This window comes from Pseudomonas sp. 8(2025) (assembly GCF_052665325.1).
On sequence record NZ_JBQOIE010000001.1, the window covers coordinates 806,623 to 818,824 of the forward strand.

At 62.8% G+C, this 12,202-nt stretch carries 10 protein-coding genes; 9 read left to right on the forward strand and 1 reads right to left on the reverse strand.

Features of this window, described 5'->3' with window-relative positions; genetic code table 11:
* Positions 1 to 22: 22 nt before the first annotated feature.
* The 5 genes from ACUXVH_RS03790 (at position 23) to trpE (ending at position 5,863) form a co-directional block, all read left to right on the forward strand.
* Positions 23 to 1,468 (forward strand): hypothetical protein, encoded by a 1,446-nt coding sequence (locus tag ACUXVH_RS03790; protein ID WP_065365141.1) that lies wholly within the window; start codon positions 23 to 25, stop codon positions 1,466 to 1,468.
* Positions 1,469 to 1,585: 117 nt separating this feature from the next.
* Positions 1,586 to 2,734 (forward strand): iron-containing alcohol dehydrogenase, encoded by a 1,149-nt coding sequence (locus ACUXVH_RS03795; RefSeq protein ID WP_123397715.1) that lies wholly within the window; start codon positions 1,586 to 1,588, stop codon positions 2,732 to 2,734.
* Positions 2,735 to 2,814: 80 nt separating this feature from the next.
* Positions 2,815 to 3,489: a ribulose-phosphate 3-epimerase gene (rpe, locus tag ACUXVH_RS03800; protein ID WP_011063809.1), complete on the forward strand. Its 675-nt coding sequence runs from the start codon at positions 2,815 to 2,817 to the stop codon at positions 3,487 to 3,489.
* Positions 3,486 to 4,304 (forward strand): phosphoglycolate phosphatase, encoded by an 819-nt coding sequence (locus ACUXVH_RS03805; protein WP_011063808.1) that lies wholly within the window; start codon positions 3,486 to 3,488, stop codon positions 4,302 to 4,304. Before rpe ends, ACUXVH_RS03805 begins: the two co-directional genes overlap by 4 nt.
* A gap of 71 nt (positions 4,305 to 4,375) precedes the next feature.
* Complete coding sequence (trpE, locus tag ACUXVH_RS03810) at positions 4,376 to 5,863, forward strand: anthranilate synthase component I (RefSeq protein WP_011063807.1); 1,488 nt, start codon at positions 4,376 to 4,378, stop codon at positions 5,861 to 5,863.
* Positions 5,864 to 6,015: 152 nt separating this feature from the next.
* Here the strand turns inward: trpE and ACUXVH_RS03815 are convergent, their stop codons facing one another.
* Positions 6,016 to 6,456: an Rrf2 family transcriptional regulator gene (locus ACUXVH_RS03815; protein ID WP_015637243.1), complete on the reverse strand. Its 441-nt coding sequence runs from the start codon at positions 6,454 to 6,456 to the stop codon at positions 6,016 to 6,018.
* Positions 6,457 to 6,694: 238 nt separating this feature from the next.
* Between ACUXVH_RS03815 and ACUXVH_RS03820 the strand changes: the two genes are divergently transcribed.
* Genes ACUXVH_RS03820 through ACUXVH_RS03835 form a run of 4 tightly spaced genes read left to right on the forward strand, consistent with a single transcriptional unit; the run spans position 6,695 to position 11,773 of the window.
* Positions 6,695 to 8,296 carry an ABC transporter substrate-binding protein gene (locus ACUXVH_RS03820; RefSeq protein ID WP_011063805.1) on the forward strand — a complete coding sequence of 534 codons (1,602 nt, stop codon included), beginning with the start codon at positions 6,695 to 6,697 and terminating at the stop codon, positions 8,294 to 8,296.
* A gap of 52 nt (positions 8,297 to 8,348) precedes the next feature.
* Positions 8,349 to 9,308: an ABC transporter permease gene (locus ACUXVH_RS03825; protein ID WP_065365143.1), complete on the forward strand. Its 960-nt coding sequence runs from the start codon at positions 8,349 to 8,351 to the stop codon at positions 9,306 to 9,308.
* Between the two features lie 3 nt (positions 9,309 to 9,311).
* On the forward strand, positions 9,312 to 10,139 hold the full coding sequence (locus ACUXVH_RS03830) for an ABC transporter permease (protein ID WP_065365144.1): 828 nt from the start codon (positions 9,312 to 9,314) through the stop codon (positions 10,137 to 10,139).
* 2 nt (positions 10,140 to 10,141) lie between these two features.
* Positions 10,142 to 11,773: an ABC transporter ATP-binding protein gene (locus ACUXVH_RS03835; RefSeq protein ID WP_065365145.1), complete on the forward strand. Its 1,632-nt coding sequence runs from the start codon at positions 10,142 to 10,144 to the stop codon at positions 11,771 to 11,773.
* The last annotated feature ends 429 nt before the right edge of the window (positions 11,774 to 12,202 follow it).

Below are 12,202 nucleotides of genomic sequence, written 5' to 3' on the forward strand. Positions count from 1 at the left end.
ACCAATAAGACAGGTGCAGTTGATGCCAACGCCTTCCGACACTCGGCACGAAACGCCGTACATCGCCCTTGGCCCGTTCAAGGTGCGTTTGCCCTTTATCCACTACAAATTCGAGCTGCCGGACTACCTGCAAGGCTTGCTGATGTGCGCCGTCGACCTGGCGGCCATTCCACTGATGACCGAGTTCCTCGGCATGCCCTTCGAGATGGCCCTGGCCGTGGTCATGCTCAACGGCCTGTTGTACCTGGCCCACCACCTGCTGGGCGACCCCGTGGTGCCCGGCTGGATCACCCCGGCGGTGCCGCTGCTGATGGCCTATTGCGCGCAGTTTCCCGTGGGCCCGGAGCGTGTCCACGCGCTGATTGCCTTCCAGCTGATGCTCGGGGTGTTCTCCATCGCCCTGGGGGCCACCGGCATGGCGCGCAAGGTGGTGGGCTTCGTGCCCTCGGCGATCAAGTCGGGAATCATTGTCGGCGCCGGGCTCAGTGCGGTGACCGCGGTGTTCCAGGTGGGCGGCAAGTTCGACAGTTTTCCCTGGACCATTTCCATCGCCATCGGCATTGCCTTCTACCTGATCTTTTCCCAGCACTTTGCCCAGCTCAAGCTGCGCAACCGCTTCTGGTGGAACTTCGCCAAGCTGGGCATCCTGCCGATCATCCTGCTGGCGGTAGTGCTGGCGCCGCTGTTCGGTGAAGCGCCGTGGCCGACCATCCAGTGGGGCCTGAGCAAGCCGGACTTCATCGGCCTGTGGAACAACTACACGGTGTTCGGCCTGGGCATGCCGCCGCTGTCGATGTTCATCAGCGCGCTGCCGACCATGCTCGCGGTGTACATCATCGTCTTTGGCGATGTGCTCAGCGCCAAGGTGCTGCTGGACGAGGCCGAGCAGATCCGCACCGACGAAAAGGTCGACTACGACCCGGACCGCTCGCACCTGATCTTCGGCGGGCGCAACGCGTTCATGAGCATCTTCGGTCCGGACATTGCCATGTGCGGGCCGAAATGGGCGGCGATGCTGGTGGTGGTGATCGAGCGCTTCAAGGGCGGGCCCAAGGCCATGAAGTCGATTTATGGCGGCATGGGTTCGTTCCGCTGGGGCACCAACACCGGCTTGCTGTTGTTGCCGGTAGTGACCCTGGTGCAGCCGATTCTCGGGGTCGCGCTGGCGCTGACCTTGCTGATCCAGGGCTACGTCAGCGTGCGCCTGGGCATTCTCGAGGCCCGTAGCCAGCGTGACCTGGGCATCGCAGGGGTGATCGGTGCAGTGCTGGCGATCAAGGGCGCCAGTTGGGGCTTTGCCATTGGCGTGGTGCTGTGCCTGCTGATCTACGGCAAGAACTTCTTCAAGGGCGAGAACGACCGGACTTTCAGCAAGGACCTGGGCGCCGCGGACGCAACTGCCGTCCCGGATGCCCAGCCAGGGCCCCAGGCCAAGCCCGCCCGGGCGGTGGAAAGCGAGGTGGCCTGAGCCTTCGCGGGTAACGTGAGCACTGTCGTGATGCCGATCGGGCATCGCGACAGCCCGGTTGCGCAATCCCCAGCTACGCTTGTGCCGGCTCCCACCTTTATATAAGAGGCTGCGCACATGAGTATTTCCTCTTTCAAGATCGCCCATAAATTGCTGACCGGCAGCACCGCCATCGAGCAACTGGCTGCCGAGCTGACCCGCCTGGATGTCGATAACCCGCTGATCGTCACCGATACTGCCCTGCTCAGGTCCGGCACGGTGGAGCTGGCGCTGGCCCACCTGGGGGAGCGCAGTTACGAAGTCTTCGACCGGGTGCAGCCCGATCCGGAAATCGCCATCGTCGAGGACTGCATGCAGGTGTACCGCGAGGGCGGGCATGACGGGCTGATCGGCCTGGGCGGCGGCAGCGCCATCGATATTGCCAAGAGTGTCGGGGCCTATGCCGGCTATCACGGCGCCCTGGAGGACCTGTTCGGCATCGACCAGGTGCCGCGCAAGGGGCCGCCGCTGATCGCCATTCCCACCACCGCAGGCACTGGTTCGGAAGTGACCAATGTGGCGATCCTCTCGGACCGGGTCGCGCAATTGAAGAAAGGCATCATCAGCGACTACCTGCTGCCGGACGTGGCCCTGGTCAGCCCGCAGATGACCCTGACCTGTCCACCGCGTGTCACCGCGGCCAGCGGCGTCGATGCCCTGGCGCATGCCATTGAGGCTTACCTGTCCCTCAATGCTTCCGCGATCACCGACTCCCTGGCCATCGGCGCCATCAAGCTGATCGTCAAGGCTTTGCCCAAGGCCTTTGCCAACCCGGCCCACCTGCAGGCCCGGGAGGACATGGCCACCGCCAGCCTGATGGCCGGCATGGCCTTCGGCAATGCCGGGGTCGGTGCGGTGCATGCGATGGCCTATCCCCTGGGCGGACGCTTTCATATGTCCCACGGGGTCAGCAATGCCTTGCTGCTGCCCTATGTCATGACCTGGAACAAGATGGCCTGCGTCGAGCGTATGCAGGATATCGCCGAGGCCATGGGGGTAAAGACCGCGCACCTGAGCGCCAGCGAGGCGGCCGACCGGGCAGTGGAGGCCATGGCAGCGTTGTGTGCGGCGGTGGAAATTCCCAGCGGCTTGCGCAGCTTCGGCGTGCCCGAGGATGCGATCCCGGCCATGGCCGTCGAGGCCGCGGGTATCGAGCGCTTGATGCGCAACAACCCGCGCCGGCTGAGCCCCGCCGATATCGAGAAGATCTATCGCGCGGCCTACTGATCATCGCGGTTACGGTGTGCGCTCCAAAGCATGAGGTATACAATGCGCGCCATCGTGATTCTGCTCAAAAAAGGTGCGTCATGCAGCCCTTCGCTATTGCTCCGTCGATTCTCTCCGCCGACTTCGCCCGTCTGGGCGAGGAAGTGGACAATGTCCTGGCCGCCGGCGCCGACATCGTGCATTTCGATGTCATGGACAACCACTATGTGCCGAACCTGACCATCGGCCCGATGGTCTGCGCTGCGCTGCGCAAGTACGGGATCACCGCGCCGATCGATGCACACCTGATGGTCACTCCGGTGGACCGCATCATCGGTGACTTCATCGAAGCGGGCGCCACCTATATCACCTTCCACCCCGAAGCCACGCTGCATGTGGACCGTTCCCTGCAGATGATCCGCGAAGGCGGTTGCAAGGCCGGCCTGGTGTTCAACCCGGCAACTCCGCTGGACGTGCTCAAGTACGTGATGGACAAGGTCGACATGGTGCTGCTGATGAGTGTCAACCCGGGCTTTGGCGGGCAGAAGTTCATTCCGGGCACCCTCGACAAGCTGCGTGAGGCTCGTGCCTTGATCGATGCCTCCGGGCGGGATATCCGCCTGGAAATCGACGGTGGGGTGAACGTGGGCAACATCCGCGAAATCGCTGCCGCAGGCGCCGATACCTTTGTGGCAGGCTCGGCGATCTTCAATGCGCCGAACTATCAGGAAGTCATCGAGAAGATGCGTGCCGAACTGGCGTTGGCGCGACCATGAGCGCCTTTGAGCAGCTGTTCCAGGGGCGCCTGCCACGGCTGGTGATGTTCGACCTGGATGGCACCCTGGTCGATTCGGTACCGGACCTTGCGGCCGCCGTGGATCAGATGCTGCTCAAGCTGGGGCGCAAGCCTGCCGGTGTCGAGGCGGTGCGTGAGTGGGTTGGCAACGGTGCGCCCATGCTGGTGCGCCGGGCCCTGGCCAACAGCCTGGAGGCCCAGGGTGTCGACGATGTCGAGGCCGAGTATGCGCTGGAGCTGTTCAATACCGCCTACGAGGACAGCCACGAGTTGACCGTGGTCTATCCCGGTGCGCGCGAGACTCTCAAGTGGCTGCACAAGCAGGGCGTGGAAATGGCCCTGATTACCAACAAGCCCGAGCGTTTCGTGGCCCCCTTGCTGGACCAGATGAAAATCGGTCGGTATTTCCGCTGGATCATCGGCGGCGATACCCTGCCGCAGAAGAAACCCGACCCGGCGGCGCTGTTCTTTGTGATGAAGATGGCCAGCGTGCCGGCCTCGCAATCACTGTTCGTCGGCGATTCGCGCAGTGACGTGCTGGCAGCCAAGGCGGCGGGGGTCAAGTGCGTCGCCCTGAGCTACGGCTACAACCACGGCCGGCCGATTGCCGAGGAGTCGCCGGCGCTGGTGATCGACAACCTGCGGGCGCTGATCCCCGGTTGCTTAGAACCTGCCGCTGAGATAACGTTGCCCGACGCTGTTCCATCCCATTCTGGAAACTCCATCGTGGTGGTCACTCGCAAACTCTGGATGAAAGTCATCAAGGCCCTGGCCCGCTGGCGTTGGCGCGCCTGATTTTTGTCTGGCCGGCCCCGCCGGCACGTTTGCATACCTGACTGTTAGACCCTCAAGCCACGAGGCACCCCATGATTCGCGAAGAATTCCTGCGTTTGGCCGCAGCCGGTTACAACCGTATCCCGCTGGCCTGCGAAACCCTTGCCGACTTCGATACCCCGCTGTCGATCTACCTGAAACTGGCCGACCAGCCCAACTCCTATCTGCTGGAGTCGGTGCAGGGCGGTGAGAAGTGGGGGCGTTACTCGATCATCGGCCTGCCGTGCCGCACTGTGCTGCGGGTGCACGGCTTCCAGGTCAGCGTGACCCATGATGGCGTGGAGATCGAAAGTCACGAAGTGGCCGACCCGCTGGCCTTCGTCGAGGAATTCAAAGCCCGCTACAACGTCCCGACCATTGCCGGCCTGCCGCGTTTCAACGGTGGCCTGGTGGGCTATTTCGGCTATGACTGCGTGCGTTATGTCGAGCCGCGCCTGGGCCCGTGCCCGAACCCGGATCCGATTGGTGTGCCGGATATCCTGTTGATGGTCTCCGACGCGGTAGTGGTGTTCGACAACCTGGCGGGCAAGGTGCACGCCATCGTGCTGGCCGACCCTGGCCAGGACAACGCCTTCGAAGCCGGCCAGGCACGTTTGCAGGAATTGCTGGCGCAACTGCGCCAGCCGATCACTCCGCGTCCGGGCCTGGATTTCAGCAAGCAGCTGGCCGCCGATCCGCTGTTCCGCTCCAGCTTTACCCAGGCTGACTATGAGCGGGCCGTGGACACCATCAAGGAATACATCCTGGCCGGTGACTGCATGCAGGTGGTGCCGTCCCAACGCATGTCCATCGATTTTTCGGCGGCGCCCATCGACCTGTACCGGGCGCTGCGCTGCTTCAACCCGACCCCTTACATGTACTTCTTCAACTTCGGTGATTTCCATGTAGTGGGCAGCTCGCCGGAAGTGCTGGTGCGGGTCGAAGACAACCTGATCACTGTGCGGCCGATTGCCGGTACCCGCCCGCGGGGCGCCTCCGAGGAAGCGGACCTGGCCCTGGAGCAGGACCTGCTGTCGGACGCCAAGGAGATCGCCGAGCACCTGATGCTGATCGACCTGGGACGCAACGACACCGGTCGGGTCTCGGAAATCGGTTCGGTGAAACTCACCGAAAAGATGGTCATCGAGCGCTATTCCAACGTAATGCACATCGTTTCCAACGTCACCGGCCAGCTCAAGGCCGGGCTGACGGCCATGGATGCGCTGCGGGCGATCCTGCCGGCGGGCACTCTGTCCGGCGCACCGAAAATCCGTGCGATGGAAATCATCGACGAGCTGGAACCGGTCAAGCGTGGGATCTATGGCGGCGCCGTGGGTTACTTCGCCTGGAACGGCAACATGGACACCGCCATTGCCATTCGCACGGCGGTGATCAAGAACGGCGAGCTGCATGTACAGGCCGGCGGCGGGATTGTTGCCGACTCGGTGCCGACCCTGGAGTGGGAAGAGACGCTGAACAAGCGTCGCGCAATGTTCCGTGCCGTGGCACTGGCGGAACAGACCCCTGCATCCAAGGCTTGAGGAGTTGCTGTCGTTGATTGGTTTTATGAGGATCCTGATGTCTATCAGGTCCTCATGAAATCCAGTGCTGTGGTGTATATCAATCGAGCGCGGGAGCGATAAGCGCCCATTTGCTGCGCTGATGAAGGCCCCGAGCATTGCGCCCTAAGGTCTTAGGCCTGCCTGATATTTTCCTGCGGTTTTTCGAAGGCAACGAACAGTTGGTCTGCGGTGATAGTGCCAAGGTCCAGGCGCATGTTGGCTTCAAGCATGGCGAACAGGCGGGTGAATACATCGAATACCTTGCAATGTTCTTCCATGCCTGAGAACGGGTTGTCGATCTTCTCGGCGATCAGCGAGCTTTCCTGTACGGCGTCATAGACCTCACGCAAGGTGATATCGCTGGCTGGGCGTGCGAGGGTCAGGCCGCCGTGGGCGCCGCGCCATGACTTCAGAATATTGGCTTTGACCATCAACGACACGAGACTGCGTACCCGGGTGGGATGAGTCTTGACCCACTTGGCAATGGTCTCGGTACGCAACCTCTGCGGCGCGTTGGCCGCTACGAACGAGAGGATGTATGAGGCGGTGATCAGGCGGGTCGACTGACTCATCTAGTTTGAATTCTCTCTTCAGTGGTAGGGCAGTAGCGACATTCCGATCTGCCCCTTCGAACCGATAGTACTGACAAAACCCCGCCTAGCAAGAGCCTCGCTCGTAAAGAAAAGGGGATTGGCAGCGACCTGTTTTTGAGCTTAATGTATTTGTCACGATGACAATTACAAATATTTTGCATCAGTGCGTGCGAGGTCGGCTGAATCCTTTTCTCTGCGGTTCAACAGAGGCAATGCCATGAGCGATAACAACAACAAAATAACTCAAGCGATGCACGACAGCGGCCTGCCGCGTCGGGATTTTCTCAAATACAGCGCAGCGGCGGTTGCCGTGGCCGGGGCGTTTTCAATGGGCTTGCCGCAACGCGGCTGGGCCGGGGAGGCCACCCCGAAAGCGGGCGGCGTGCTACGCATGGGCCTGGCCGGTGGCAGTACTACCGATTCTCGTGATCCAGGTTCATGGAGCGACACCTTTACCTTTGTCGGTTTCTCGGCGGTGTACAACACCCTGAGCGAAATCGGCGTCGATGGTACGGCGATCCCCGAGCTTGCCGAGCGCTGGGAATCCAGCCCCGATGCACGCATCTGGACCTTCACATTGCGCCAGGGGGTGACCTTCCATAACGGCAAGACTCTGGATGCCGGCGATGTGGTCGCCTCAATCGGGCATCACCTGGGCGACAAGTCCACCTCGGCGGCCAAGACCGTGCTCGGCGATGTTGCCAAGGTCAGCGCCCAGGGCAATGACACCGTGGTGTTCGAACTGCATTCGGGCAATGCCGACTTCGCCTACGTGGTGGCCGATTATCACCTGGTGATCATGCCCGCCAAGGACGGCGCCGCCGACTGGCAGGCAGGGATCGGCACCGGCGGTTATCGCCTCAAGGGCTTCGAACCCGGCGTGCGCATGGACCTTGAGCGCAGCCCGGATTACTGGAAAGCCGGCCGCGCGCATTTCGCCAGCGCCGAGTTGCTGGCCATCGCCGATGGCGCCGCGCGGGTCAACGCCCTGGTCACCGGCCAGGTCGATGTGATCAACAAGGTCGATCTCAAGACTGTCGCCTTGCTCAAGCGCAACCCCAATCTGGTCATCGAAGAGACCAAGGGCGCCCAGCACTACACCTTCCCGATGCTGACCGACAGCCAGCAGTTCCAGGACAACAACATCCGTCTGGCGCTCAAGCACGCGATCAACCGCGAAACCCTGCTGGCCTCGGTGCTTTATGGCTATGGCCAGATTGGCAACGACCACCCGATCCAGCCCGGTAGTCGCTTCATCAACAGCGCCCTGGAGCAGCGTGGCTATGACCCGGACAAGGCGCGTTTCTACCTGCGCCAGGCCGGGGTCGATTCGCTCAAGGTGCGCCTGCAGGCCTCCGATGCCGCTTACACCGGAGCGGTGGATGCCTCGGTACTGTTCAAGGAGCAGGCACGCCAGGCCGGTATCGACATCGACGTGGTGCGCGAACCTGCCGACGGCTTTTTTTCCAATGTGTGGATGAAGCAGCCCTTCACCACCTCGTTCTGGTACAGCAGCCTGACCGCCGACCGCATGTTCAGCATCGGCTACGCCAAGGGCGCGGCATGGAACGAGACGCACTGGGACAACGCCCGTTTCAACCAGCTGCTCAACGCCGCTCGCGGCGAGATGAACGCGCCGCTGCGCCAGGAGATGTACAACGAAATGCAGGCCCTGTGCCGTGACGAGGGCGGGGCGATCGTGCCGCTGTTCGCAAGCTCCGTGGCCGCACGCTCCAAGCGCGTGGCCCACGGCGGGCTGACCGCGCCCTACGGCGAGCTCGATGGCCTGCGCTTGATCGAGCGCTGGTGGCAGGCGTAAGCCCGACACTTTTTGCACCTTTCTTCGTTGATCCTGTTCGAGGAGCTGTACGGTGAATAGCCTTTGCAAACTATTGCTCCAGCGCCTGGCCCTGGGCCTGTTGTCGCTGTTGGCGGTGTCGGTGATCATCTTCCTGGCCGTTGGCATGCTCCCGGGCGATGTCGCCCAGGCCATGCTCGGCCAGGCGGCAACTCCCGAGACCGTCGCTGCCTTCCGTGCCCAACTGGGCCTGGACCTGCCGCCGCTGACCCGCTTCGGCCACTGGGCCTGGCAACTGCTGCACGGTGACCTGGGCCTGTCGCTGGCCAACCAGCGGCCGATTGCCGAGCTGATCGGCACGCGCCTGGGCAACACCTTTACCCTGGCCTTGCTGGCGGCGCTGGTGTCGGTGCCGGTAGCCTTGCTGCTGGGCATGCTCGCGGCGCTGTACCGCAACAGTTGGTTCGACCGCCTGCTCAACACCAGCGCCCTGAGCGCGGTGTCGTTCCCGGAGTTTTTCGTCGCCTATATCCTGATCCTGGTGTTCGCGGTCAAGCTCAACTGGTTGCCGAGTATCTCCAACCTGGCCCCGGGGGCATCGTTCGCCGAGGTGCTGGAGCGCTCGCTACTGCCGGTGCTGACCCTGAGCCTGGTGGTGGTCGCGCAAATGATGCGCATGACCCGCGCGGCCTTGATCAACGTGCTGGCCAGCCCCTATATCGAGATGGCCCGGCTCAAGGGCGTCAGCCAAGCGCGGATCATCTTCCACCACGCCTTGCCCAATGCCCTGGCACCGATCATCAACGTGGTGGCACTGAACCTGGCCTACCTGGTGGTCGGCGTGGTGGTGGTCGAGGTGGTGTTCGTCTATCCGGGGCTCGGCCAGTTACTGGTCGACTCGGTGTCCAAGCGCGATATCCCGGTGGTGCAGGCCTGCAGCCTGATCTTCGCCGCCACCTACATCCTGCTCAATACCACGGCCGACGTGCTGTCGATTGCCAGCAACCCACGCCTGATGCATCCGAAGGGGTAAGCCATGAGCCTGATCAAAGCGTTGTTACGGGCGCCCATGAGCGCCCAGTTCGGCCTGCTGGTGATTGTTGCCTACATCCTGGTGGCGCTGTTCGCGCCGTTGCTGGCGCCGTATGGCGAGACTGAAGTGGTCGGCGAAGGTTTTGCGCCCTGGGGCGGGCAGTTCCTGCTGGGTACCGATAACCTGGGCCGCGACATGTTCAGCCGCCTGGTGTATGGCGCGCGCAACACCCTGGGGATTGCCTTCCTGACCACGCTACTGGCCTTTGCCGTCGGCGGTTTCTGCGGGCTGCTAGCGGCGATCAGGGGCGGCTGGATCGACCAGGGCCTGTCGCGGCTGGTGGATATCCTCATGGCCATCCCGCAGCTGATCTTTGCCTTGCTGATCCTCAGCGTGGTCGGCACCAACGCCACCTCGCTGGTGCTGGTGATCGCGCTGCTGGATGCCACCCGGGTGTTTCGCCTGTCACGGGCGGTGGCGATGACCGTGGTGGTCCAGGACTTCGTCGAGGCCGCCCGGCTGCGTGGCGAAGGGCTGTGGTGGCTGGTCAGCCGCGAGGTGCTGCCCAATGCCGCCGCGCCGCTGATTGCCGAGTTCGGCCTGCGTTTTTGCTTTGTGTTTCTGTTCATCAGTGCGTTGTCGTTCCTGGGCCTGGGCATCCAGCCGCCGACCGCCGACTGGGGCAGCATGGTCCGCGACAATGCCGTGCTGATCACCTTCGGCGATATCAGCCCGCTGCTGCCGGCCCTGGCAGTGGCGCTGATCACCGTCAGCGTCAACTTTGTCGTGGACTGGGTGCTGCATCTATCCAGCGGCCTGAAGGAGTGCTGAGCATGACCGTTCATTCAAGTGACAAGCCGCTACTGGAGATCCACGACCTGCGTATTGAAGGCCATTATCAGGGCGCTTGGCACCCGCTGATCAAAGGCATCGACTTGAGCCTGCAGCGGGGCGAAGTACTGGGCCTGATTGGTGAATCGGGGGCGGGCAAGTCGACTCTGGGTCTGGCCTCCATGGGTTATGTGCGCGACGGTTGCCGTATCACGGGTGGCTCGGTGCGCTTCGATGGCCAGGAACTGGTGGGCGCCAAGCCCGAAGCCCTGCGCAAGCTGCGCGGCCTGCGTATCGCCTATGTCGCGCAAAGCGCGGCGGCCTCGTTCAACCCCGCGCACCGGCTGATCGACCAGCATGTCGAAACCGCGGTAAGGAACGCTGGTATCGACCGTGCCAAGGCACAAGCCGAAGCAGTGGAGCTCTACCGCATACTGCGTCTGCCCAACCCCGAGCAGATCGGCCAGCGCTACCCGCACCAGGTCTCCGGCGGTCAGTTGCAACGGGTGATGACCGCCATGGCCATGGCCTGCCACCCGGACCTGATCATCTTCGACGAACCGACCACGGCGCTGGATGTCACCACCCAGATCGAAGTGCTGGTGGCGATTCGCGATGCGGTGAAAACCTACGGGAGCGCCGCCTTGTACATCAGCCACGACCTGGCAGTGGTGGCGCAAATGGCCGACCGCATCATGGTTCTGCGTCACGGCAAGCTGGTGGAGGAGGCCGACACCCGGACCATGCTCGACGCCCCACAGCAGGATTACACCAGATCGCTTTGGGCAGTGCGTAGCTTGCGCACCGAACCCAAGCCGTGCCCACCGCAGGCAACACCGCTGCTGGAGGTACGCAAGGCCAGCGCCAGCTACGGCCATCAGCCGGTGCTGCATGATGTCTCGCTCAAGCTCTATCGTGGCCAGACCCTGGCGGTGATCGGCGAGTCGGGCAGCGGCAAGAGCTCTACGGCACGCTTGATCACCGGGTTGTTGCCGCCGACCAGCGGCCAGGTGTTGTATGACGGAAAAGCGCTGCCAGCTGATTATCGCCAGCGCAGCAAGGAGCAATTGCGCCGATTGCAGATGATTTACCAGATCCCCGACACCGCGCTCAACCCGCGCCAGCGCATCGTCGACATCATCGGCCGGCCGCTGAGTTTCTACCTCGGCCTCAAGGGCCAGGCGCTGCGCCAGCGGGTCGCCGAGCTATTGGAGATGATCGAGCTGGACCCGGCGTTGTACATGGATCGCCAGCCCCGCGAACTGTCTGGCGGGCAGAAGCAGCGGATCTGTATCGCCCGGGCTCTGGCGGCCGAGCCGCAACTGATCATCTGCGACGAAGTCACCTCGGCCCTCGACCAACTGGTGGCCGAAGGCGTTCTGAAGCTGCTCAACCGCATCCAGCAGCAACTGGGCGTGGCCTACTTGTTCATCACACACGACGTCGCCACCGTGCGCGCCATTGCCGACGAGGTACTGGTGATGCAGCGTGGGAAGGTGGTCGATCACGGCTGCCGGGAGGAGATCTTTACCCCGCCGTACCGCGACTACACCGGCTTGTTGTTCTCCAGTGAGCCAGAAATGGATCCGGACTGGCTCGACCATTTGCTGGAGAAAAGGGCGCTGGTTTCCTGACTTGGCCATGGCAAGAAAAGCGCCCCTTTGATCAAGTGGCCGTGCTTCTGGGGCCAGAAGAGGCGGAACGCCCCTTGAGCCGCACGGCTAAGAAGGCGCAAACAGGCTGCCACCACCTTAAAGAGCGCCGTTTCGGTGATGGACTTGTGGCGTTTAAAGGGCCTCCAAGCCATCTGCCGAGGCGGGCTGCGTAACGCGGTGCGCATGTCGTGCCCCCGCCTTTGCAGTGCGCGGCGTGCACGGGACCGGCCATGCATTGCGCTCCAACGGAGTGGGGCAGGTATCAACCAGCGGAGTGAGTGCCGCAAGACCCAGCGGCAAATTGCAATCGACGCAGCCCCTTGATGAACGGTACAATCGCGCCTCGAAGCTCGGCTGCGGAACGCCGTCGAGTGCTCAATTACGGTTAGGTCCTATGCTTTGCATTGC

Coding starts and splice junctions, on each gene's coding strand:
- ACUXVH_RS03820 (WP_011063805.1), top strand. CDS start 6,695: ATGAGCGATAACAACAACAAAATAACTCAAGCGATGCACGACAGCGGC.
- trpE (WP_011063807.1), top strand. CDS start 4,376: ATGATTCGCGAAGAATTCCTGCGTTTGGCCGCAGCCGGTTACAACCGT.
- ACUXVH_RS03830 (WP_065365144.1), top strand. CDS start 9,312: ATGAGCCTGATCAAAGCGTTGTTACGGGCGCCCATGAGCGCCCAGTTC.
- ACUXVH_RS03805 (WP_011063808.1), top strand. CDS start 3,486: ATGAGCGCCTTTGAGCAGCTGTTCCAGGGGCGCCTGCCACGGCTGGTG.
- rpe (WP_011063809.1), top strand. CDS start 2,815: ATGCAGCCCTTCGCTATTGCTCCGTCGATTCTCTCCGCCGACTTCGCC.
- ACUXVH_RS03795 (WP_123397715.1), top strand. CDS start 1,586: ATGAGTATTTCCTCTTTCAAGATCGCCCATAAATTGCTGACCGGCAGC.
- ACUXVH_RS03835 (WP_065365145.1), top strand. CDS start 10,142: ATGACCGTTCATTCAAGTGACAAGCCGCTACTGGAGATCCACGACCTG.
- ACUXVH_RS03815 (WP_015637243.1), bottom strand. CDS start 6,456: ATGAGTCAGTCGACCCGCCTGATCACCGCCTCATACATCCTCTCGTTC.
- ACUXVH_RS03790 (WP_065365141.1), top strand. CDS start 23: ATGCCAACGCCTTCCGACACTCGGCACGAAACGCCGTACATCGCCCTT.